The 22,006-nt window shown below is 69.7% G+C and carries 22 protein-coding genes and 4 riboswitches; of the genes, 11 read left to right on the top strand and 11 right to left on the bottom strand.

The window, feature by feature from the left end:
- Nucleotides 1-25 precede the first annotated feature (25 nt).
- The gene (locus tag LMJ29_RS18815; RefSeq protein ID WP_229607051.1) at nt 26-580 is read left to right on the top strand and encodes a DedA family protein; all 555 of its coding nucleotides are present in this window, start codon (nt 26-28) and stop codon (nt 578-580) included.
- A 13-nt stretch (nt 581-593) separates the two neighbouring features.
- Here the strand turns inward: LMJ29_RS18815 and LMJ29_RS18810 are convergent, their stop codons facing one another.
- Nucleotides 594-1,313 (bottom strand): murein L,D-transpeptidase catalytic domain family protein, encoded by a 720-nt coding sequence (locus LMJ29_RS18810; RefSeq protein ID WP_229607050.1) that lies wholly within the window; start codon nt 1,311-1,313, stop codon nt 594-596.
- A 214-nt stretch (nt 1,314-1,527) separates the two neighbouring features.
- Here LMJ29_RS18810 and LMJ29_RS18805 point away from each other — a divergent pair, with 214 nt between their 5' ends.
- The 3 genes from LMJ29_RS18805 to LMJ29_RS18795 all read left to right on the top strand — a co-directional run bounded on the left by LMJ29_RS18805 (nt 1,528) and on the right by LMJ29_RS18795 (nt 5,475).
- Nucleotides 1,528-3,150 carry a L,D-transpeptidase family protein gene (locus tag LMJ29_RS18805; protein WP_229607049.1) on the top strand — a complete coding sequence of 541 codons (1,623 nt, stop codon included), beginning with the start codon at nt 1,528-1,530 and terminating at the stop codon, nt 3,148-3,150.
- Nucleotides 3,151-3,383: 233 nt separating this feature from the next.
- Nucleotides 3,384-4,391 (top strand): adenosine deaminase, encoded by a 1,008-nt coding sequence (locus LMJ29_RS18800; protein WP_229607048.1) that lies wholly within the window; start codon nt 3,384-3,386, stop codon nt 4,389-4,391.
- A 243-nt stretch (nt 4,392-4,634) separates the two neighbouring features.
- A riboswitch (glycine riboswitch) is annotated at nt 4,635-4,732 on the top strand.
- Between the two features lies 1 nt (nt 4,733).
- Nucleotides 4,734-4,833: riboswitch (glycine riboswitch) on the top strand.
- Nucleotides 4,834-4,857: 24 nt separating this feature from the next.
- Nucleotides 4,858-5,475 (top strand): trimeric intracellular cation channel family protein, encoded by a 618-nt coding sequence (locus LMJ29_RS18795; RefSeq protein WP_264758937.1) that lies wholly within the window; start codon nt 4,858-4,860, stop codon nt 5,473-5,475.
- 7 nt (nt 5,476-5,482) lie between these two features.
- Here LMJ29_RS18795 and LMJ29_RS18790 read toward each other — a convergent pair whose 3' ends face one another.
- Entirely contained in the window at nt 5,483-6,154 is a 672-nt protein-coding gene (locus LMJ29_RS18790; protein WP_229607047.1) for a phosphoribosyltransferase, read from the bottom strand.
- A gap of 261 nt (nt 6,155-6,415) precedes the next feature.
- On the opposite strand from LMJ29_RS18790, the gene LMJ29_RS18785 reads away from it, so the two are divergent.
- On the top strand, nt 6,416-6,904 hold the full coding sequence (locus tag LMJ29_RS18785; protein WP_229607046.1) for a BCAM0308 family protein: 489 nt from the start codon (nt 6,416-6,418) through the stop codon (nt 6,902-6,904).
- A 19-nt stretch (nt 6,905-6,923) separates the two neighbouring features.
- Here LMJ29_RS18785 and LMJ29_RS18780 read toward each other — a convergent pair whose 3' ends face one another.
- The 3 genes from LMJ29_RS18780 to LMJ29_RS18770 form a co-directional block, all read right to left on the bottom strand.
- The gene (locus LMJ29_RS18780) at nt 6,924-7,436 is read right to left on the bottom strand and encodes a C40 family peptidase (RefSeq protein WP_229607045.1); all 513 of its coding nucleotides are present in this window, start codon (nt 7,434-7,436) and stop codon (nt 6,924-6,926) included.
- 99 nt (nt 7,437-7,535) lie between these two features.
- The gene (locus tag LMJ29_RS18775) at nt 7,536-8,117 is read right to left on the bottom strand and encodes a C40 family peptidase (protein WP_264758936.1); all 582 of its coding nucleotides are present in this window, start codon (nt 8,115-8,117) and stop codon (nt 7,536-7,538) included.
- Nucleotides 8,118-8,417: 300 nt separating this feature from the next.
- Nucleotides 8,418-9,089 carry a DNA-3-methyladenine glycosylase I gene (locus LMJ29_RS18770; RefSeq protein ID WP_229607043.1) on the bottom strand — a complete coding sequence of 224 codons (672 nt, stop codon included), beginning with the start codon at nt 9,087-9,089 and terminating at the stop codon, nt 8,418-8,420.
- 268 nt (nt 9,090-9,357) lie between these two features.
- Between LMJ29_RS18770 and LMJ29_RS18765 the strand changes: the two genes are divergently transcribed.
- Nucleotides 9,358-9,663, top strand: coding sequence for a hypothetical protein (locus LMJ29_RS18765; RefSeq protein WP_229607042.1), 306 nt, complete (start codon nt 9,358-9,360; stop codon nt 9,661-9,663).
- Here the strand turns inward: LMJ29_RS18765 and cobM are convergent.
- From cobM to LMJ29_RS18745, 4 genes are all read right to left on the bottom strand, one after another.
- The gene (gene cobM / locus LMJ29_RS18760; RefSeq protein ID WP_229607041.1) at nt 9,623-10,399 is read right to left on the bottom strand and encodes a precorrin-4 C(11)-methyltransferase; all 777 of its coding nucleotides are present in this window, start codon (nt 10,397-10,399) and stop codon (nt 9,623-9,625) included. The genes LMJ29_RS18765 and cobM overlap by 41 nt on opposite strands.
- Nucleotides 10,396-10,809 (bottom strand): cobalamin biosynthesis protein, encoded by a 414-nt coding sequence (locus LMJ29_RS18755; protein WP_229607040.1) that lies wholly within the window; start codon nt 10,807-10,809, stop codon nt 10,396-10,398. Before LMJ29_RS18755 ends, cobM begins: the two co-directional genes overlap by 4 nt.
- Nucleotides 10,806-11,531 carry a CbtA family protein gene (locus LMJ29_RS18750; RefSeq protein ID WP_229607039.1) on the bottom strand — a complete coding sequence of 242 codons (726 nt, stop codon included), beginning with the start codon at nt 11,529-11,531 and terminating at the stop codon, nt 10,806-10,808. The genes LMJ29_RS18755 and LMJ29_RS18750 overlap by 4 nt, the downstream gene beginning before the upstream one ends.
- 169 nt (nt 11,532-11,700) lie before the next feature.
- Nucleotides 11,701-11,886 carry a CbtB domain-containing protein gene (locus LMJ29_RS18745; protein WP_229607038.1) on the bottom strand — a complete coding sequence of 62 codons (186 nt, stop codon included), beginning with the start codon at nt 11,884-11,886 and terminating at the stop codon, nt 11,701-11,703.
- A gap of 98 nt (nt 11,887-11,984) precedes the next feature.
- A riboswitch (cobalamin riboswitch) is annotated at nt 11,985-12,195 on the bottom strand.
- A gap of 319 nt (nt 12,196-12,514) precedes the next feature.
- A riboswitch (cobalamin riboswitch) is annotated at nt 12,515-12,711 on the top strand.
- Between the two features lie 97 nt (nt 12,712-12,808).
- On the opposite strand from LMJ29_RS18745, the gene cobW reads away from it, so the two are divergent.
- Both cobW and cobN read left to right on the top strand, forming a co-directional pair.
- On the top strand, nt 12,809-13,861 hold the full coding sequence (gene cobW, locus LMJ29_RS18740; RefSeq protein ID WP_229607037.1) for a cobalamin biosynthesis protein CobW: 1,053 nt from the start codon (nt 12,809-12,811) through the stop codon (nt 13,859-13,861).
- 4 nt (nt 13,862-13,865) lie between these two features.
- Nucleotides 13,866-17,600 (top strand): cobaltochelatase subunit CobN, encoded by a 3,735-nt coding sequence (gene cobN / locus LMJ29_RS18735; RefSeq protein WP_229607036.1) that lies wholly within the window; start codon nt 13,866-13,868, stop codon nt 17,598-17,600.
- Nucleotides 17,601-17,983: 383 nt separating this feature from the next.
- On the opposite strand, the gene LMJ29_RS18730 is transcribed toward cobN, so the two are convergent.
- A complete protein-coding gene (locus LMJ29_RS18730) occupies nt 17,984-19,057 on the bottom strand; it encodes a 3-deoxy-7-phosphoheptulonate synthase (RefSeq protein WP_229607035.1) in 1,074 nt (357 codons plus the stop codon).
- A 270-nt stretch (nt 19,058-19,327) separates the two neighbouring features.
- Entirely contained in the window at nt 19,328-19,483 is a 156-nt protein-coding gene (locus tag LMJ29_RS18725) for a hypothetical protein (protein WP_229607034.1), read from the bottom strand.
- Between the two features lie 49 nt (nt 19,484-19,532).
- On the opposite strand from LMJ29_RS18725, the gene LMJ29_RS18720 reads away from it, so the two are divergent.
- The 3 genes from LMJ29_RS18720 to cobF are packed head-to-tail and all read left to right on the top strand — an operon-like array spanning nt 19,533 to nt 21,990.
- Nucleotides 19,533-20,534, top strand: a complete 1,002-nt coding sequence (locus tag LMJ29_RS18720; RefSeq protein WP_229607033.1) for an ATP-binding protein — start codon at nt 19,533-19,535, stop codon at nt 20,532-20,534.
- The gene (locus tag LMJ29_RS18715) at nt 20,516-21,226 is read left to right on the top strand and encodes a vWA domain-containing protein (RefSeq protein ID WP_264758962.1); all 711 of its coding nucleotides are present in this window, start codon (nt 20,516-20,518) and stop codon (nt 21,224-21,226) included. Before LMJ29_RS18720 ends, LMJ29_RS18715 begins: the two co-directional genes overlap by 19 nt.
- Nucleotides 21,223-21,990, top strand: a complete 768-nt coding sequence (gene cobF / locus LMJ29_RS18710) for a precorrin-6A synthase (deacetylating) (protein ID WP_229607031.1) — start codon at nt 21,223-21,225, stop codon at nt 21,988-21,990. Before LMJ29_RS18715 ends, cobF begins: the two co-directional genes overlap by 4 nt.
- The last annotated feature ends 16 nt before the right edge of the window (nt 21,991-22,006 follow it).

Genomic DNA, 22,006 nt, shown 5'->3' with positions numbered 1-22,006 from the left:
TCATGGGCGACACGGAGACCGATCAATGAGCCTGAGCGAGTTCCTCGCCCAGTACGGCTATCTGGCGGTGTTCGCCGGCGCCCTTCTCGAAGGCGAAACCGTGCTGCTGCTCGCCGGCTTCGCCGCCCAGCAGGGCTATCTGTCGCTGCCCTGGGTGATCGTGGTGGCCCTGTGCGGCGGCGTGCTGGGCGATCAGGCGTGCTTCCTGCTCGGCCGCCGCTATGGCCGCCGGCTGCTGGAGCGCTTTCCGTCGCTGGCGCCCGGCGTGCAGCGCGTCGACCGGCTGCTGCTGCGCTATCACAGCGGGCTGATCGTCGGCCTGCGCTTCCTGTATGGCCTGCGCCTGATCGGCCCCCTGGCGATCGGCATGAGCACGGTGCGCACCGCGCGCTTCGTGGCGTTCAACCTGATCGGCGCAGCGCTCTGGGCGCCGCTGGTCGGCGGCGCCGGCTACCTGTTCGGCCACACGCTGGTGACCCTGTTCGCCGACGCCCGGCATATCGAGGAAATCGCCCTGCTGACGCTACTCGCCGGCGCCGCGGCGCTCGGCCTGTGGCACCGCCACCAGCGGCGCCAGTGACGTTCGCCGCCGATCAGCTCTCCGGGTCGCTGCTGCGCGGCGGCAGCGCGGCCACCCGCTGCGGCTTGCAGTTGAGGTAGGCGGAAGAGCGCATCCAGGTGTCGTCGGGATACCAGGAGAACATGAACTGCCCTCCCTTGAGACTGTCTACCACCATACGAGCCACTTCCGGGCGTACCGCCGGGCAACCGTGGCTGCGGCCGATGCGGCCGTGGCGCCTGATCCAGGCGGGGTGCACGTAGTCGGCCGGATGGATGACGATGGCGCGCTCGCGGGCGCGGTCGTTGATGCCGGCCTCCAGGCCATCCATGCGCAGCGAGTAGCCATGCTGGCCGATATAGGTTTCCGACGTGCGGAACAGGCCGATGCTCGACTGGTGGCTGCCCTCGCGATTGGAGAAGCGGGTGGCGAAGTTCTCGCCGGAGCCCTGGCCGTGGGCGACCAGCTCGCGCAGCAACAGCTTCCTGCGCTTGAGGTCGAAGATCCACAGGCGGCGCTCGGACGAGGGCCGCGAGAAGTCGATCACCGCCAGGCGGTCAGCCGGCGCCGAGCCGTTGTTGACGGCGCACTGCATGGCCGCCAGGGCATGGCGCAGCACTTCGCGATTGAGCGTGGGTGCGGCCTTGGCAAGACTGCCGAGCAACGACGGGGCGCTCGGCGTACTGGCCAGCAGGGAGGTGGAAAAAGCCGCAAGGCCTGCGGCCAGCCAGAGCGAACGAAGCAGCCCGGTCATGAAATAAGGTGTCCTCTGTTGTCCCGACGGAGGGTAAGGACCGGCACCCACCAGGGCACGTGCCGAATCCCACCGCTCCGCCTGTCCTCGACGCCCTGTCGCTGATGCTGTCGTCCTGGTTTCAGGATCGGGCACGCACAACCAGTCTTCGGTCATGCCCTGGCCCGCAAAGTCGGGCATTCTAGCAAGCAAAAGGTGTGCGGGAGTTGAGCGCTTGTCTAAAAAACATACACCCTGGTTGGCGATCCTGCTGCTGACCAGCCCGTTTTCTTTCGCGGCCACGCCAGACGGCGCGGTACGGGAAGCCATCGGCCTGGAATTGCAGCAGGCCAATCTGGTCTGTCCCGCGCCGGAGCTGGCGCTGTCGGAGACGCAGCGGCAAGCCCTGCGCGAGTTCTACCGCGCGCAGGATTTCGAGCCGGTCTGGAGCCGGCGCCACCGCCTCCAGCAGCTGGTGGAACAGCTCGAGCAACTGGCCGACGACGGGCTCGATCCGGACGACTACCAGCTCGCCACGCTGCGCAATCTGGCCCGGGATCGCGCCGCACGCGCGTCGGCCTGCACCGATCTGCTCGCCAGCCATGCCTACCTGCAGGCGCTGCAGGACCTCGCCTGGGGCAAGCTCGACCCGACCCCGGTCGAGCCGATCTGGCATTCGGCGCACACCCCGGCGCCGGTTCGCCCGCTCGTACCGCCGAGCTTCGCGCGGGAGGAGCTGGACGACCTTGCCGCCGCGTTCGACCGCGCGCGCCCGCAATTCAAGCCGTACCGCGACCTGCGCGAGGTCTGGGCCCAGCTGCGCCGCCAGCCGCTGCCGAGCTGGGAGCGCATCGCCAGCGGCCGGCTGCTACGCCCCGGCCAGCAGGACGAGCGCGTTCCCGCGCTGGCCCGGCGCCTGGCCGCGGAAGGCTATCTGGACGAAGCCAGCCTCGAGGCCATGGTGCGGCAGGAGGATGCCACGCGCTACGAGCCATGGCTGGAGAGCGCGGTGGAGACCTTCCAGCGCCGCCATCACCTGCAGAGCGACGGCGTCGTCGGCCCGGCCACCCTGGCCGAGCTGAACATCGGCCCGGCGGCGCGCCGCGACCAGCTGCGCGTCAATCTCGAGCGCCTGCGCTGGCTGGCCCGCGAGGCGGAACCGCGCATGGTGCTGGTGGACGTGGCCGGCGCCACGGTCAGCTACTATCGCGACCACCAGCGCGTGTGGCAGGCGCGTACCCAGGTCGGGCGCGCCGAGCGACCGACGCCGCTGCTCAAATCGCACATCACCCACCTGACCCTCAATCCGACCTGGACGGTGCCGCCGACCATCTTCCGCGAGGACAAGCTGCCGGAGATCCGCCGCGACCTCGGCTACCTCGCGGAAAACCGCATCCGCGTGCTCGATCCGGACGGCAACCAGCTGGATCCCCGGCAGATCGACTGGAACAACCCGCCGAGCATCCTGCTGCGCCAGGACGCCGGACCGACCAGTGCGCTGGGGGTGCTCGCCATCCGCTTCCCCAACCCCTTCTCGGTGTACCTGCACGACACCCCCAACCAGCATCTGTTCGACAAGCTGCCGCGGGTGTTCAGCTCCGGCTGCGTGCGCGTCGAGCAGGTCGCCCGGCTGCTCGACCTGCTGCTCGCCGACGCCCCGCCCGCCGAGCGTGCGCGGATCGCCGCCCTGCAGGCCAGCGGCGAGACCAGGAACGTCAATCTGCCGCAGCCGGTGACCATCCTGATGGCCTACTGGACGGTCGAGGTCGACGACGAAGGGCTCGTTAACTACCGCCCGGACCTCTACCGCCACGACGCGCCGCTGCTGGCCGCCCTGGAGCGGGCCGAGCGCGGCTGAGCGGCCTGCCCTACGCTGCTTAGTGGCCTGTTTGGTTAGTTCGCTTGGTCCATTTCGGCGCCCGAGGCCCCGATACTGCGTTGCCACTCCTCGCCATAGCCCTGCTATGACTCGTCGCGGCGCCTTGTCTCGGGCCCAATAGTTGGTTGAGTAAAGGGTCATCCGAACTTGAATCAATCAACCAACCGCACAGGCCACTAGAGAGTCCCCCAAATCGGAACCGGGAGATCACCATGGACCTTGAAGACTATCTGCGCGCCCTGCCCAAGGCCGAGCTGCACCTGCACATCGAGGGCACCCTGGAGCCCGAGCTGATGTTCGCCCTGGCCCAGCGCAACGGCGTCGCCCTGCCCTGGGCCAGCGTCGCGGAAACCCGTGCGGCCTACGCCTTCAGCGACCTGCAGAGCTTTCTCGACCTCTACTACGCCGGCGCCGCCGCGCTGCTCCACGAGCAGGACTTCTTCGACCTGGCGATGGCCTACTTCGCCCGCGCCGCCGCCGACGGCGTGGTGCACGCCGAGCTGTTCTTCGATCCGCAGACCCATACCGCCCGCGGCGTGCCCTTCGCCACCGTGCTCGACGGCCTGGAACGCGCCTGCGCCGAGGCCCACGCGCGCTTCGGCATCGGCTCGCGGCTGATCCTCTGCTTCCTGCGCCACCTCAGCGAGGAGGACGGCTTCGCCACCCTGGAAGAGGCGCTGCCCCACCTGTCGCGCATCCACGGCGTCGGCCTCGACTCCTCCGAGCGCGGCCATCCGCCGAGCAAGTTCGCCCGCCTGTTCGCGCGCTGCCGCGAGCTGGGCCTGCACCGGGTCGCCCACGCCGGCGAGGAAGGCCCGCCGGCCTACATCGTCGAGGCGCTGGACCTGCTCGGGGTCGAGCGCATCGACCACGGCGTGCGCGCCGCCGAAGACCCCGCGCTGCTCGCCCGCCTGGCCCGCGAGCAGGTGCCACTGACCGTTTGCCCGCTGTCCAACGTCAAGCTGTGCGTGTTCCCGCGCCTCGAGGACCACAACCTGAAGACGCTACTCGATGCCGGTCTCAAGGTGACGATCAACTCCGACGACCCGGCCTACTTCGGCGGCTACGTGCTGGAGAACTACCGGCAGACCGCCGAGGCGCTGGGGCTGAGCCGCGCCGAGCTGGCGCGCATCGCCCGCAACAGCCTGGAGGCCGCCTTCGTCGACGACGCCGAGCGCGCGCCCTGGCTGGCGCGCCTAGAGGCGCTGGCGACGAGGTAAACGTAGGGGGGGGCGGCCCCTACGGACCGGGAGCCTGCTTGATGGGGTTACCCTGGCGCACGCTTTCGCCGGCCTGCGCCTGCCGGGGGCGCCCACCGACATCCCCGAATGCCTTGTGCCACCCGATGAGGAGCAATTCTGCGTCGAACTCCTGCACAGAGCACTGAATTGAGGCAAACCGTTTTACCCTGCACCGCAATAGACCATCTGCTACTGCCAAGGGCGCGTTACGGGCGTATAATGTGTCACTTCGCAGGAGAGCGAGCGCGCGGCGATCCCGAGCGCTCCGCCGAAGGCGCAAACTCCCATAATCGCTCAGGTCCACGAACTGCGAAGATTCGATTGACGCCAACTGGAGAGAGACTGCCGCGAGCAGTCCACCGAAGGGGCAAGCGGCCACCGGCTGCGTAAACTCTCAGGTAAGCAGGACAGAGGGAGAGGCGATTCGGGCTTAAGGAGTCCTCTCTTGCTGACCTATATCTATCTCATCGCGATCACCGCCGAAGCGATGTCCGGCGCGCTGGCGGCCGGCCGCCGCAACATGGACATGTTCGGCGTGGCGATGATCGCCTTCATCACCGCCCTGGGCGGCGGCACCGTGCGCGACATGCTGCTCGGCAACTTCCCGGTCGGCTGGACCCAGCATCCCCCCTACATCTACCTGACCATCGGCGCCGGCCTGTTCACCATGCTGGTCGCGCGCTTCATGCACCACCTCTACAAGGTGTTCCTGATCCTCGACGCCATGGGCCTGATCGCCTTCACGGTGATCGGCTGCAGCGTGGCGCTGCAGCTCGACTATTCGCCGCCGGTGGTGGTGATGGCCGGCATGATCACCGGCATCTTCGGCGGCATCCTGCGCGACATCCTCTGCCAGCGCGTCCCCGTGGTCCTGCGCCACGAGCTGTACGCCAGCGTGTCGATGCTGGTGGCCATCCTCTACCTGACCCTGCACGACCTGGGCGTCGAGCAGGACATCATCCTGCTCGCCTCCTTCGGCTTCGGCCTGGCCCTGCGCCTGGCGGCGATCCGCTGGTCGTGGTCGCTGCCGGTGTTTTCCTACCAGGCGGGGCGCTGGGAGTAACGCCGGCCTAGGGCGTGCGCTCCCACGCCTGACGCAGCAGCTCCTGCACCTCGCGGTCGCTGGTCTGGCCGAAGTCGTGGTACCACTCGCCGATCGACGACAGCCAGTCGGGCACCAGCGGGCAGACGATCTCATCGACCAGCGGCGTGAGGATGGCGATGGCCTCCATGGAGGACACCGGCACGGCCAGCACGATGCGCGCCGGCCCCTGCTGGCGCACCGCCTGCACCGCCGCGCGCATGGTCGAGCCGGTGGCCAGGCCGTCGTCGACCAGCAGCACCTGCCGGTCGTGCAGCACCGGCTGCGGCCGCTCGCCGCGATAGAGACGGTCGCGGCGCTCCAGCTCGCGCTGCTCGCGCTGGCTCACCAGCTCCAGGGAAACATCGTCGACGCGGCCCAGGCGCAGCGCCTCCTCGTTGAACACCCGCACCCCGCCACTGGCGATCGCCCCCATGGCGTACTCCTCGTGACCGGGAATGCCGAGCTTGCGCACCAGCAGCAGATCCAGCGGCAGCGCCAGCTCACGGGCGATTTCCCAGGCCACCGGCACCCCGCCGCGTGGCAGGGCGAGGACGATGGCGTCGGTCTTGTTACGATAGGATTCGAGCATGCGGGCCAGGGTGCGGCCCGCCGCCACCCGGTCGGGGATCGGCACCTCGATCTGCGCCTTGCGCACCATGGCTACCTCCCGCCGGCGACTGGCCGGCCGATTCAGCCTCCAGCCTAAACCCTGCGGCCTGCCGGCGGGCAGCGTCGAACGCACCCGGCTGAGGACGAATGGCTATCTGCTCGAACCCGCAAACAGCAAAACCGACTAAGGCCGGCCAAAGCGACGTGAGCATAATCACTCTATGCCCCGGCGGGCTTTGCGAGACAGGCCAAGCGACCGGTCCAGGCAGCCGGGGTCCAGCAACCCTACTCAATTCGGAGGGAAGCGGTTATGGACAAGCATCGACAGGGTCATAGAGAAACGCTGATCCAGCCCCAGCATCATGATCGCGACAAGGAGCGCCAGCGCATCGCCGGCCCCGCCCACTGCCCCGGCTGCGATGCCTACTTCGACGCCGGGCGCTGGTCATGGCAGCGGCCGGCCGCAGGCCAGCCGGAAACCGTCACCTGCCCGGCCTGCCGGCGCATCGCCGACAACGACGCCGCCGGCAACGTCGCTCTGTCGGGCGGCTTCGTGCGCAACCATCGCGAGGAGCTGCTCAATCTGATCCGCAACACCGAGGACGCCGAACGCCGGGAGCACGCCCTGGAGCGACTGATCGGCATCAGCGAGGAGGAAGGCAAAATGATGGTGGCGACCACCGGCCCCCATCTGGCCAACCGCATCGGCCATGCCCTGGAGGCCGCCTACGACGGCGCCGTGAAATACACCTACACCGACAACGAGACCCACCTGGACGTGACCTGGCAGCGCGATTGAAGCACGGCTGCGGCGGGCGTCAGGGCCTGTGCGCCAGACGCTCCCCCGCCAGGGGACGGCGCGCATCCAGGTAGCGCTGCCGCCAATAGCCGTCGTCGAGGCTGTCCAGACGCACCGTGCCGCCGCTGCTCGGCGCATGGACGAAGCGCTGCTCGCCGACATAGATGCCGGCGTGGCTGACCTGCCGGCCGCCGCCGGTGGCGAAGAACACCAGATCCCCCGGGCTCAGTTGCTGGCGCGGCACCCGCGGCGCCGGCAGCGCACTCATCTCGCGGGTGCTGCGTGGCAGCGCGAGGCCGGCGGCGTCGCGGTAGACGTAGCCGATCAGGCCGCTGCAATCGAAGCCGCCGTCCGGCGTATTGCCGCCCCAGCGATAGGGCGTGCCGACCAGACCGATGGCGCGAAACAGCACGTCCTCGGCCAGTGGCGAGGGTGACGGGACGGCAACGCTGGGAGGCACGGGGGCCCGGGAGGAGCAGGCGCTGAGCAGGAGGGCAGCGAGAAGAAAAGCGAGGCGGGCCGGAGAGGTCATGCTGAGCGAATCCCTGCGAAGAATTCTTTGACGCTAGCTGCGCACCCCGCGCTTAGGCAAGCCGCACAAAGAAGAAGCGCCGCAGATGCGGCGCTTGTTTCAGTTGAGGACCCGTTTGGCCATCAGGTAGTGGCTGTTCCAGTAGTCGCTGGACAGCTTGTCCACCCGCACGCCGCCGCTGCGGGTGCTGGAGGAGTGGATGAACTCGCCTTCGCCGATGTAGATGCCGGCGTGGTTCACCCGGCCGCGGCTGGCGAAGAACACCAGGTCGCCCGGCTGCAGCTCGTGACGATCCACCTTGGGCGCCGGCATGGCGATCATCTCGCGGGTCGAGCGCGGCAGCTTGATACCGGCCTGTTCGCGGAACAGGTAGCCGATGAAGCCGCTGCAGTCGAAACCGGTGGCGGTCGAGGTGCCACCGAAGCGGTAGGGGGTGCCGATCAGCGAGAAACCGCGGAACAGGATGCCGCTCAGGCCCGGCAGTTCGTAGGGTTTGTCGTCGAGCAGTTGTTCTTCGATGCTGCTTTCCTGCGCCTTGGCGGCGGCCTCGGCATCCAGCTCGAAGGAGATGCTGGGCTGCTGTACGGCGACGTAGTCGACGGGCTGCTGCGAAGTGCTGGCGCAGGCGGTCAGCAGGAGGGCCAGGGTAATTGGCACGAGGGGTGCGAAGCGCTTGAGCATGGGCACGACCGTGTCTGTGTAAAGTTGATGAAACTCGATGTGGCGCGACTATGCCGGCTGGAAAGGCAATTTGCAAATTTTATCGTGCAGAGTGTGACTTTGTAGGCTACCACTGCCGTCTGCGCGTTCCGCTCGCCCCTGCGGAGGCCGGAAAGCCCCGGAATAGACGGCTTGCAGCTTTTGCGCGAGAAACCACGACCCAGGCTCCGCGAGCCCCTGCGGGCGGAAAATGACTCGTTAAGGGGCGAAAAAACCGCTGCGGCCGGGTGCCGCAGGGCCTCTACGAAGTTGCCGTGCCGATCAGTGGTTAACGGTGTGGGCCAGCATCACCGACAGCTGGCACAGCGGACGGCCGCTCTGCGCCTGCCAGGTGTTGAAGGCCGCCTGTACGGCAGCCAGATCGCGCTGGCTGCTCGGCGCCTTGTCGACGACGCCCTGGGCCTGGAGGGCGGCGACCACGTCCTCGGTGGGGATGAAGGTGTCCTTGCCGGCCATGCGCAAAAAGCGCGGCGCGGACAGGCCGCCCAGTTGGCTGCCGTGCTTGCCGATGTAGCGCCACAGCCCGACGATGTCGGCGACCGGCCAGTCGGCCAGCCAGGCGCCGAAGCTGCCGTGCTCGCGGGCCACGTCGAGGACGAACTGGGCGTTGCGCGGCACGCTCTTGAGCTTGGCCAGGTGGCGGATCAGCCGCTCGTCCTGCATCAGCCGCTCCAGATGCTCGGCGCCCATCAGCACCACCTTGTGCGGATCGAACCCGTAGAACACCTCCTCGAAGGCCGGCCACTTGGCGTCCACCAGGCTGTGCTTGAGGCCGGCGCGGAACACCCGCAGGCTGAGCAGCGATAGGTAGCGGTCGTCGCCGACGGCGCGCAGTTCTTCCGCCGACCTGGCCTGCGGCAGGCGCGCTTCCAGCGCTTCGGCCGAGCCGAAACGATTCAGGCAGTATTCGTGGAGCCATTGGTAGTCGCGCATCTGTCCGTCCTGGCATGAAGTGGGTGGCGGCCCGCCGCCAACCGGGCGGGCCGATAGGGGCAACAGGTTGCCCGGCAGGCGCGGCGCAAGGCAAGCGGGGCCGACAGGGCCGCTCTCGCTCTGTAGGGGCGAATTCATTCGCCGGCGCGGTCCCTTCAGGCGAATAAATTCGCCCCTACAGTGAATGGCCCCCGGCTGTCGGCGGACGCCGCGATCTGCAACACTGCCCCGCCCCATCCCGGACACCCCCGCCGCCATGACCCCGGCCGTGCAAACCTTTCTCGACTGCTGCCAGCGCATCCTGCACGGCGACGCCGCCCTGATCGAACAGCTGCGCGCCCAGGGCTTCGCCTGCGCGCCGGCGAGCTGGACCTTCAGCCTGCCGGCCCTGCATGCCTTTGTCGCCGCGCGACTGGCGAGCGGCGAAGCGCCGGAGTACCGCGCCTTCGTCCGCCAGCTGTTCGCCAGCCGGATCAACCTGGAGCTGCGCGAGCACGGCGCGGAAATCGCCATCGCCGACAATCGCGGCAAGGTCAGTGCGAGTCTGTATTGCCTGCGTCGTCGACCCGCCTGAACAGGTGGCGGGTGTCCTGGTGGTAGAGCGCCGAATCGGCGAAGCCCTCGGCGCCGAGCACCCGACCGACCAGGATCAGCGCCGTGCGGCGGAAGCCCTTGGCGCGCACCCGCTGCTCGATATCGGCCAAGGTACCGCTGACCCAGTCCTGATCCGGCCAACTGGCGCGGTGCACCACGGCGATCGGGCAGTCGCCGCCGTAGTGCGGCAATAGCTCGGCGACGATCCGACCGAGATGCTGGACGCCCAGGTGGATGGCCATGGTCGCGCGATGGCGCGCCAGATCGCCCAGCTGCTCGCCGTCGGGCATGTTCGACTTGCTGGCGTAACGGGTGAGGATCACCGTCTGCGCCACCTCCGGCAGGGTCAGCTCGCTTTCCAGCAGGGCCGCGCAGGCCGCGGTAGCGGTGACGCCGGGAACGATCTCGAAGGCGATGCCCAGCGCGCGCAGATGACGGATCTGCTCGCCGATGGCGCCGTACAGGGACGGATCGCCGGAGTGCACGCGCGCCACGTCCTGGCCGCGCGCGTCGGCCGCGCGGATCAGCGCGATGATCTCCTCCAGATGCAGTTCGGCGGTGTTGACCACCAGCTCGGCGCTATGTCCGTCGAGCACCGCTTCGGGCACCAGCGAGCCGGCGTAGAGAATCACCGGGCAGCTGCGCAGCAGGCGCTGGCCCTTGACGGTGATCAGCTCGGGGTCGCCGGGACCGGCGCCGATGAAATAGACGGTCATGCATGCTCCTCGAATCGGGTGCGGGCTATCGCCAGGGTGGCCCTGGCGCTGCTGCGCCTGGCGCAGAGCAGTTCCACGCGGCCGCCACCGAGGGCCTCGGCGTGGGCCAGGGCACTGGCCTCCGCCACTCCGGCGCTGCCGGTGATGCGCAGGGACAGGACGGAGTGCCGGCTCAGGCGCTCGTGGTAGCGGGCGAGCTGCTCGGCGCTCAGCAGCGCCAGCGGCAGGCGCAGGTGCTCGGCCAGCTCCTGCAGTCCCGCTTCGCCGGCCTTGTGCGCACTGCTGGCCAGGCCGTCCAGATCGGCCAGCTGCAGGCCCTGCTGGCGCAAGGTCTGCTCCAGCAGGTCGAGCAGCTCGCCCATCGAACAGCCGCGCCGACAGCCGAGGCCGACGATGTGTCGCACGCTCATGCGCTGCGCGCGCGGCCGAAGAACCAGGCGGCCGCCAGGCCCAGGGCGGACCAAAACAGCGCGTTGGTCAGCAGCGAGGCGAGCACGAACTCCTGCGCCAGCGCGGCGGGCGCCAGGCTGGCGTGCACCTCCGGCTGCGGCGCGCCGATCAGGTGCGGCAGAGCCAGCAACAGCACACCGCCGATGCGCAGCGCCTGGTGGCGGCCGAAGGCCAGCAGGCCCAGGCCGGCGGCGGTCGCCGCGGCGGTGCCGAGCCACCAGTACTGGCGCAGCAGCAGGTCGGCGGCCTCGGTGCCCGGCAGCTCCGGCGGCAGGCCGGCGGAGGGCGCCAGCGAAAAGGTGGCGAAACCGCCGAGCCCCCACAGCAGGCCCTGCCAGGTGCGCCCCGGCGCGCGCAGGGTGAACAGCCCCGCCAGCATCAGGGCGAAGCCGACCGCCACCACCAGGTTGCTCAGCCCGGTGGACAGCAGGCGCTGCCAGCCGTCCTCGGGCGCCCAGGCGGCGCCGTGGTCATGGCTGGCGGCATGGGAGTGATCGTGCGCGGCATGGTCATGCACCGCGGCGGCATGCTCGTGTCCGGCCGCCTCGGCCGCCGGCGCGGCGTTCTCGTAGGTTTCCGCCTGCAGAATCAGCGGGGTGACCCACAGGCTTTGCAGCAGGGTCAGCACGATGGCGGCGAGCAGGCCGGCGAAGCCGGCCGTTTGGGCGATGCGTTTGATCATCGACAGGACTTCTCGAGGTGAGCGGGCATTGCGCCCTGCGCGAAACGATGCAGTCGCTCAGGGCAGATGCGTGCCCACTGTAGGGGCGAATTCATTCGCCAAAAAATCCGCCCAGGCGAATGCATTCGCCCCTATGGACCGGAACTCTGGCTGGCTGGGATTGCCTGGCTCAGTGGCAGGGAAACGCCGCGCTATGCCGGGTGTCGTGGGCGGCGTTGTGCACCACTTCGAGGTGCGAGAAGCCGGCGACGAAGATCAGCGCCGCGCCGAGCAGGCAGCTGCCGACGGCCAGGAGCAGGCGTTGCGAGAGCGGGAGGGAGACGGAAGCGGAAGACGACAGTGCGCTGCTGGACATGATCTGACCTTCTGTTGAGGTGATAAACGGGGCAGAAGGAACGCAGCACGAGCAGGCACGCAAGGCCCGGATCCGGCGCGCACCCGCCCACCGCGGGTTGCCAAACGAGGCTTCAGGCCGGTCTCCGGGCTTGCGACGCCTTTGCAGGAACCGGGTCGGCCTTCCCATGCACGAAGCACAGTGGCGTGGATGACCCGACGATCGCTTACCGTTGCGGGGGCAGCGCCGGACTCGTCTCCTGGAGACCCACCGGCTTCCCGTTTCACCTCGCGCACGGCGGCGCGAGACACCTGAAACAGCTTTTCTAGAACATCACGAAGCCCCGACCAGCGTCAACCGCCAAGGTTGGCTGGCTGGGCCGGGGATGTCGGGGCGAATTCGCTGGCCCAACGGCCCCGCACCGGCGAATGAATTCGCCCCTACAGGCGCCAGCCCGGGCGCTCGGAAGTTCCTGTCCGTGTCCCGCTGCGCCGGTCGACCTGCCGGGCCAGCGCACAGCGAAGGTGTAGGGGCGAATTTATTCGCCCAACGGCCGCCAATGGCGAATGAATTCGCCCCTGCACACACCAGGCCGACGCTCGGCCGCGCCTACCCCGCCCCCACGGTTGACCCGCCCGTGGCCACTGCGTAGCCTTGCCGCCTTCGAGGTTCTCCGGCTGCTGCAAGGCCGGAGCTAAGAGGGAACACGGTGATGCCGTGGCTGCCCCCGCAACTGTGAACGGTCAAAGCCCCTTCGATAGACCACTGCCAGCCGGCGGGAAGGTGAAGGGAGTGCGCGATGCGCCAGCCGTGAGCCAGGAGACCTGCCTCGAAAGAACTTCAACTGTCCGGGCGGGGTGATCCGGTGGTGCTTGGCCTGCGCCTGCCCGGCTGCGGCCCGCCCCTGCCCGTCCGTCAATCCAGCGACGCACCGGGGCCCTCGATGAAATCCCTCGCCAAACTTCCCGTCACCATCGTCACCGGCTTCCTCGGCGCCGGCAAAACCACCCTGCTGCGCCACATGCTCGGCCATGCCGAAGGGCGACGCATCGCGGTGATCGTCAACGAATTCGGCGAGCTGGGCATCGACGGCGAAATCCTCAAGCAATGCTCGATCGGCTGCAGCGAAGAAGAAGCCAGCGGCCGCGTCTTCGAGCTGGCCAACGGCTGTCTGTGCTGCACCGTGCAGGAAGAGTTCTTCCCGGTGATGCGCGAACTGGTGGCACGCCGCGGCGAGCTCGACCACATCCTCATCGAGACCTCCGGGCTGGCCCTGCCCAAGCCGCTGGTGCAGGCCTTCAACTGGCCGGAAATCCGCAACGCCTGCACCGTCGACGCAGTGATCACCGTGGTCGACAGCGCGGCCGTGGCCGCCGGCACCTTCGCCGCCTTCCCCGAGCAGGTCGACGCCCAGCGCAAGCAGGACCCCAACCTCGACCACGAATCGCCGCTGCACGAGCTGTTCGCCGACCAGCTGGCCAGCGCCGACCTGGTGATCCTCAACAAGGCCGACCTGCTCGACGCCGAGGCGCTGGCCGCGGTGCGCGCCGAGGTTGCCGAGGAGCTGCCGCCGGCGGTCAAGGTCGTCGAGGCCCACGGCGGCGAGCTGCCGCTGGACGTGCTGCTCGGCCTCAACTGCGCGACCGAACTGCACATCGACGGCCGCCGCACCCACCACGACGAAGAAGACGAGGACCACGACCACGAGGAGTTCGACTCCTTCGCCGTGGAACTGCCGCAAGCCGAGGAAGCGCGCCTGCTGCAGGCCCTGAAGGACGCGGTGGCCAGCCACGGCATCCTGCGCATCAAGGGCTTTGCCGCCGTGCCCGGCAAGCCCATGCGCCTGCTGCTGCAGGGCGTCGGCCAGCGCTTCGACAAGCACTTCGACCGCGCCTGGCAGGCCGACGAGGCGCGCCTCACCCGCCTGGTGGTGATCGGTCAGGCGCTGGACCAGGCGGCCATCGCCGCCGAATTGCAGGCAGCGCTGGCCGGCTAAGACCATGCACCTGCTGCGCACCCAGCCCGGCGTCCAGTTGCCGGCCGACAGCATCGCCGACCTCGGCCAGACCCCGGCCGAGCTGGCGATCCTCTGCACCGGCGACTCGCACCTGTCGCTGCTGGCCGCGGTCGCCCGCGAGCTGCCCGAGGACTACCCGAGCCTGCGCCTGGCCAGCCCGGCGCAGTTGCCCAACCACGCCTCGGTGGACTTCTACGTCGAGCAGGTGCTGCAGCACGCCAAGGTCATCCTGATTTCCGTGCACGGCGGCGTCAGCTACTGGCGCTACGGCATCGAGCGGCTGGTCGAGCTGGCCGCGCGCGGCGCCAAGCTGATCCTGGTGCCCGGCGACGACAGTCCCGATCCCGAGCTGAGCAGCCTGGGCAACGTCGACCCGGCCGAGTCCGAGCGGCTCTGGCAGTACCTGCGCCAGGGCGGCGTGAACAACGCGCGCGCCTTCTTCCACTGCATCGCCAGCCTGTACCTCGGCCGCGACTACCCCTGGCGGGAGCCGCGCGCCCTGCCCCGCGTCGGCATTTATCACCCGCGCCACAGCGACGCCGCACTCGATCACTGGCGCGCCGACTGGCAGGCGGACCGGCCGGTGGCGGCGCTGCTGTTCTACCGCACCCACGTGCAGGCAGCGAACACCGCCTTCGTCGACGCCTTTTGCGAACGCCTGCAGATGCAGGGCCTCAACCCGCTGCCGATCGCCGTGGCCAGCCTCAAGGAAGCGGCGTGCCTGACGCAGGTCGAGGACTGGCTGGACCAGGCCGGCGCCAGCGCGATCCTCAACACCACCGGCTTTGCCATGAGCAACCCGGAAGCGCCGGGGCTGCGCCCCTTCCGCCGCGACGTGCCCGTCCTGCAGGCCCTCTGCGCCCTGGATAGCGAACAACAGTGGCAGGCCAGCGCCCAGGGCCTCGGCGCGCGCGACCTGGCCATGCACGTCGCCCTGCCCGAGCTGGACGGCCGCCTGATCACCCGGCCGATCAGCTTCAAGGGCCTGGCCTGGCGCAGCGAGCGCAGCCAGAGCGACGTGGTCTGCTACCGCGCCCACCTGCCGGGCATGGACTTCGTCGCCGAGCTGGCGCGCCGCTGGTGCGAACTGGCGCGCCGGCCCAACGCCGCCAAGCGCATCGCCCTGGTGCTGGCCAACTACCCGACCCGCGACGGACGCATCGGCAACGGCGTCGGCCTCGATACCCCGGCCGCCGCGCTGAACATCCTGCGCGCCCTCGAGCAGCAGGGTTACCCGGTCGAAGGCCTGCCGGACAGCGGCACCGCGCTGATCCACCAGTTGCTCGGCGGGGTGACCAACGATCTGGACAACCTCGACCTGCGCCCCTGCGCGCAGAGCCTGGCGCTGGACGATTACCTACGATTTTTCGAAGCGCTTCCCGAGACCAATCAACAGGCCGTGCTGCAGCGCTGGGGCGGCCCGGAGCGCGACCCGATGTTCCGCGGCGGCCGGCTGATGATCGCCGGCCTGCGCTTCGGCCTGACCTTCGTCGGCATCCAGCCGGCGCGCGGCTATCAGCTCGACGCCGCGGCGGTCTACCACGACCCCGACCTGGTGCCGCCGCACGGCTACCTGGCCTTCTACTTCTGGCTGCGCCGCACCTTCGCCGCCGACGCGGTGATCCACGTCGGCAAGCACGGCAACCTGGAATGGCTGCCGGGCAAGAGCGTCGGCCTGTCCGAGCAGTGCTGGCCCGGCGCGCTGCTCGGCCCGCTGCCGAACATCTACCCGTTCATCGTCAACGACCCCGGCGAAGGCGCCCAGGCCAAGCGGCGCACCCAGGCGGTGATCGTCGACCACCTGATGCCGCCGCTGACCCGCGCCGAGAGCTACGGCCCGCTGCGCGACCTGGAGCGGCTGGCCGACGAATACTACGAGGCCAGCCAGCTCGACCCGCGCCGCGCCGTGGAACTGCGCGGGGAGATCCTGCGCAAGGTGCGCGAGACCAGCCTCGACCGCGAACTGGGCCTGCAGCTCAACGACGATGCGGACAGCTGGCTGCCGCAGCTGGACGCCTATCTGTGCGACCTCAAGGAGTCGCAGATCCGCGACGGCCTGCACGTGTTCGGCGAATCGCCGGCCGGCGCGCTGCGCCGCGACACCCTGCTGGCGCTGCTGCGCCTGCCGCGCGGCGACGGCCAGGGCGCCAACGCCAGCCTGCTGCGCGCCCTGGCCCAGGACCTGCTGCTGGACTTCGACCCGCTCGACTGCGCGATGGCCGCCCCCTGGCAGGGCCCACGCCCCGCCGCCTTGCAGGCCCTGGGCGACAGTCCCTGGCGCACCGCCGGCGACACCCGCGAGCGCCTGGAATTGCTGGCCCTGCAGTTGATCGGCAGCCGCGAGGGCGCCGCCGTCGGCCCGGCCAGCGCGCTGGTTCTCGACGAGTTACATGAGCGTATCGCCCCGCTGCTGGACGCCTGTGGCCCGGCGGAAATGGCCGGCCTGCTCGCGGCGCTGGCCGGCCGCTTCGTGCCCGCCGGGCCGAGCGGCGCGCCCAGCCGCGGGCGCCTCGACGTGCTGCCGACCGGGCGCAACTTCTATTCGGTGGACGTACGCAACCTGCCCACGCCCACCGCCTGGCGCATCGCCGTGCTGGCCAGCGAGCGCCTGCTCGAACGCCACCTGCAGGACCACGGCGATCACCTGCGCCAGCTCGGTCTGTCGGTGTGGGGCACGGCGACCATGCGCACCGGCGGCGACGACATCGCCCAAGCGCTGGCCCTGCTCGGCGTGCGCCCGGTGTGGCAGGCCGGCAGCCAGCGGGTCGAGCGCTTCGAGGTGCTGCCGCTGGAGCAGCTCGGCCGCCCACGGGTGGACGTCACCCTGCGCGTCTCCGGCTTCTTCCGCGACGCCTTCGCCAACCTGATCCGCCTGTTCGACGACGCCGTGCAGGCGGTCGCCGACCTCGACGAGCCGGAGGAGCTGAACCCGCTGTCCGCGCGGGTCTGGCGCGAGGCACTGCGCCTGGAGGACGGCGGCCTGGGCGAGGCCGAGGCGCGCCGCCAGGCCGGCTGGCGGGTGTTCGGCGCCAAGCCCGGCGCCTACGGGGCCGGGGTGCAGAACGCCATCGAGGAACGCCTGTGGCAGACCCGCGCCGACCTGGCCGAGGTCTACCTGAACTGGGGCGGCTACGCCTACGGCAAGGGCGCCGAAGGCACCCCGGCGCGCGCGCAGTTCGCCGAGCGGCTGGAGCAGCTGCAGGCGGTGCTGCACAACCAGGACAACCGCGAGCACGACCTGCTCGACTCCAACGACTACTACCAGTTCCAGGGCGGCATGCTGGCAGCGGTGGAAACCCTGCGCGGCGCCAAGGTCGCCAGCTACCACGGCGACAACAGCCAGCCGGACAGCCCGCGCATCCGCAGCCTGCAGCAGGAGCTGAGCCGCGTGGTGCGCGCCCGCGCCGCCAATCCCAAGTGGATCGAGGGCATGAAGCGCCACGGCTACAAGGGCGCCTTCGAGCTGGCGGCGACCGTCGACTACCTGTTCGCCTTCGACGCCACCAGCGAGCTGGTCGAGGACCACCAGTACGCCCTGCTCGCCGACGCCTACCTGCTCGACAGGGACACCCGCGACTTCATCCAGCAACACAATCCCGGCGCCCTGCAGGACATTCTCGAACGCCTGCTGGAAGCCCAGCAGCGCGGCCTCTGGGAGCACCCCGGCGAGTACCGCGCGGCGCTGGAGAACCTGCTGCTGGATAGCGAGGAAACATGAACAACCGTGGGGTGCGCATCGATGGACAAGGCTGCGCCGTTGTCCACCCGACGCCGGAGCCGCTCAGCCGCCCAGGCCTTGGCCATCGGCCAAAACACCACCGAGGTGAGCGAATCCGTAGGGTAGAAAACTCGCGCAGCGATTTTCTACCGATCCCCGCGCGCTGCCCGCCTGGTGGGCAATCGCTGCGCGAGTTGCCCACCCTACGCAAACCCCATGGAATGCAGTGCGCAGGGTGGGTTAGCCGCACGCCGACATTTCCGAACGGCACGCCATTGGTGACGCGGCGTAACCCACCAAGTCAGGCAGGGTGGATGGCGTCGTTCCCATCCACCGAGCCGCAACGGTGGACGAACAAAGCGTCGCCCGCCCTGCCGCCGCCCTCAGCACCCGGCGCGCAAGCGCTGCGCCGCCTCGCGCAACATTGCCTCGGTGCCACTCCAGCCCAGGCAGCCGTCGGTGATCGACACGCCGTAGCGCAGCTCGGCGGACAGCGGCTGGCAACCGTCCTCCAGGTGGCTCTCCAGCATCACCCCGCGCAAGGCGTCGTCGCCGGACAGGCGCTGGTCGAGCACGCTGGCCAGCACCGCCGGCTGGCGCAGCGGGTCCTTGCCGCTGTTGGCGTGGCTGCAGTCGACCATGATCCGCGCGGCGATGCCCTGCTTGGCCAGCCCGGCGCGTGCCACGGCGACGCTGGCGGCATCGAAGTTCGGCCCGCCGTGGCCGCCGCGCAGCACCAGGTGGGTATCCGGGTTGCCGTCGGTCTGCACCAGCGCCGGCCGGCCCAGGCCGTCCACGCCGAAGTGCTGGTGGGCATGCGCCGCCGAGCGCATGGCGTCGCAGGCGATGGCCAGGCTGCCGTCGGTGCCGTTCTTGAAGCCCACCGGCAGGTCCAGGCCGCTGACCAGCTCGCGGTGCACCTGCGATTCGCTGGTGCGCGCGCCGATGGCGGCCCAGCCCAGCAGGTCGTCGAAGTAGCCGGCCACCAGCGGCTGCAGCAGCTCGGTGGCCAGCGGCAGACCGCGTTCGAGCATGGCCAGCATCAGCCGGCGCGACAGCGCCAGGCCTTCGGCCATGTCGCCGCTGCCGTCCAGCTGCGGGTCGTACACCAGGCCCTTCCAGCCGATGGTGGTGCGCGGTTTCTCGACGTAGGCGCGCATCACCAGCAGCAGCTGGTCGCCGACCTGCGGCGCCAGCGCGGCCAGGCGGTCGGCGTATTCGAGGGCGGAAACGGGGTCGTGCAGGGAACAGGGTCCGACGACGACCAGCAGGCGCGGGTCGGAGCCATCGAGCACGGCGCGAATGGCCTCGCGCTGGGCCTGCACCTGGGTGGCGAGATTGGCGGGCAGCGGCAGCTGCTGGCGCAGTTCGGTGGGGCTCGGCAGCGGGGTTTCGCGGCGGCGAGCGGTGAGCGGCGGCACGGGCTGTGCGCGCAGAGCGGTAACGGAAGCATTCATGGCGGTGATCCTCGCCCGGCGTGGCCTCATGCCACGCGCGGCGCGCTATCTGAGTGTTCGACTGGAATCTCGGTGGTGCGCGGCAGCGCTGCTAAATCGCCAGGCGTAGGTGCGGTAATAGGTGCGGTAATGAGCAGTCATGTTGCGATCCTGTGGTTGCATCGTGCTGGCCTTGTGGGCCGGAAAAACAAAAACCCCGGTCGGGTGGCCGACCGGGGTTTCGTGAAACTGGCTGGTGGCGACCCTTTGCTCTGGGGCGCCTGTGGGGTATCAGGCGCGCCGTTGGCTAAACCAATACCCGTAAAAGAAATAACCGGCCGCCGCGACCTGCGCGCGCACGCCGGCCACGCCGACAGCGGCGGAGCGAACGAGGCGGTTCAGGGAAGGACGAGGCGACATGCTGATCTCCAAAACGATGGTTGCCACGCTAACCGATCCCCCCGTGCCCTTTCAACCTTTGATCCGAGATAACGCCATGGAGCCCCATTTCCCCCTGGCCGCCGTGGTGGCCGCCGACGACCTCAAGCTGGCCCTGTGCCTGGCCGCCATCGATCCGGCCCTCGGCGGCGTGCTGATCGAAGGGCCGCGCGGCATGGCCAAGTCGACCCTGGCGCGCGGCGTGGCCGACCTGCTCGATGGCGGGCGCTTCGTCACACTGCCGCTGGGCGCCAGCGAGGAACGCATCGTCGGCACCCTCGACCTGGACGCCGCGCTCGGCGAAGGCCGCGCGCGCTTCTCCCCCGGCGTGCTGGCCAACGCCCACGGCGGCGTACTCTACGTCGACGAGGTCAACCTGCTGCCCGACCACCTAGTCGACCTGCTGCTCGACGTGGCCGCCAGCGGCATCAACCATGTCGAACGCGATGGCCTGTCGCACAGCCATCCGGCGCGCTTCGTGCTGATCGGCACCATGAATCCCGAGGAAGGCGAACTGCGCCCGCAACTGCTCGACCGCTTCGGCCTCAAGGTGCAGCTCGGCGGCACGCCCGAGCCCGCGCAGCGCGCCGAGATCGTCCGTCGCCGCCTGGCCTTCGACGAGGCGCCGCAGGCCTTCCTCGCCCATTGGCAGAGCGAGCAGGACGCCCTGCGTCAGCGCTGCGCCGAGGCGCGCCGACGGCTGAGCGAAATCCCGCTGGACGACGCCAGCCTGGAGGCCATCGCCCAGCGCTGCTTCGCCGCCGCCGTGGACGGACTGCGCGCCGATCTGGTCTGGCTGCGCGGCGCCCGCGCCCACGCCGCCTGGCGCGGCGCGAGCCGGATCGGGGTGCAGGATATCGACGCCCTGGAGCCCTTCGTCCTCGCCCATCGCCGCCGCGAACACACGCCACCCACCGCCAGTGCGCCGCCGGCACCGAACCAGTCGGAACAACAGTCCTCGCAACAGGATCGGGGCGAAGGCCAGTGGGGCGCGCTGCCGCCGCAGGCCGTGGCGATCGGCGAGCGCCGCGCGCCGCCGGCCTGGCCAAAAAAGCCCTGAGCATCCGCCCGCGCCCGGCCACAGGCGCGGATGCCCTTCCCCTCCCCGGCCAGGCCCCAGGCGGACGCAGCGGCGCCCGCGGCAGCGGCGCGCCCACGCGCATCGACTGGCCGGCGACCCTCGCCCACGGCCGCCCGCGCCGCCACGCCGATCTGCGCTGGCACGCCCGCCAGCTGCGCCCCGGCGAGCTGTGGCTGGTGATCGTCGACGCCTCGGCCAGCACCCGTCGTCATGGAGCCCTGGCCCAGGCCAAGGGCCTGCTCGCCGAGCTGTTCGACAGTGCCTACCGCCAGCGCGCGCGCCTGGCCGTGCTGGAGGCCGGCGGCGCCCAGCCGCGCTGGCTGTGGCAAGGACAAAAGTCATCTAGCGAACTGCATACCTGGCTGCAGCAACTCGGCGCCGGCGGCGGCACGCCGATCATCGAGGCCCTGCAACTGGCCAGCCCCTGGCTGCTGCGCCGGCAACGCCACAAACCAGGCGAACGCCAGCGCCTGCTGCTGCTCACCGACGGTCGCCTGCGCGAATGGCCGGCCCTAGCGGCGCTACCCTGCCCCGGCCTGCTGCTGGACATCGAACGCGCGCCCATCCGCCTCGGCCGCGCCCGTCAGTTGGCCGCCGAGCTGGGCGCCGACTACCACCATATCGACGAACTGGCGCCGAGCCCCCGTGCGCCCACCTGGAACAGACCATGAAAGAACTGCTGCTGGTCGGCATCGGCGCCGGCGACCCGGACTACATCACCCAACAGGCGATCAAGGCCCTGCGCCGCGCCGACGTGATCTTCCTGATGGACAAGGGCCCGGCCAAACACAAGCTCAACGCCCTGCGCCGGGAAATCTGCGCGCGCTTTCTGGATGGCCACAGCCCGCGCTTCGCCGAAGGCCAGCAGCCGGAGCGCGAACGCGACGCCGCCGACTACCGCGCCAGCGTGGACGACCTGAACCGCGACAAGCAGGCGGTGTTCGAGCAACTGATCGACGAGCAGATGAGCGATGGCGAAGTCGCCGCCTTCATGGTCTGGGGCGACCCCTCGCTGTACGACAGCAGCATCCGCATCATCGAGTCCATCGCCGCCGCCCGCAGCGACCTCAGCTTTGATGTGATCCCCGGCATCACCAGCCTGCAGGCCCTCACCGCCCGCCACCGCGTGCTGCTCAACAGCATCGGCCGCGCCGTGGAAATCACCACCGGCCGCCTGCTCGCCGAAGGCTGGCCGCAGGGCGTGGACAGCGTGGCGGTGATGCTCGACGCCAAGGACACCTACCTGCGCTTCGTCGGTCAGGGCCTGCATATCTATTGGGGAGCGTATGTCGGCACGGCCGACGAGATCCTGATCGCCGGGCCGCTGGACGAGGTGGCGGAACGCATCGCCGCGATCCGCGCGCAAGCGCGCCAGCGCAATGGCTGGATCATGGACAGCTATTTGTTGCGCAAGAGCGGGACGACGCGGGACTAGCGCTGTCCACCCCACC

Origin of the sequence: Pseudomonas oryzagri (assembly GCF_020831405.1) — a bacterium.
In the GTDB taxonomy this organism is placed as follows: Bacteria; Pseudomonadota; Gammaproteobacteria; order Pseudomonadales; family Pseudomonadaceae; genus Geopseudomonas; species Geopseudomonas oryzagri.
Note: the sequence above shows the minus strand (reverse complement) of the source record. Positions and strands in the feature narration are given on the sequence as shown.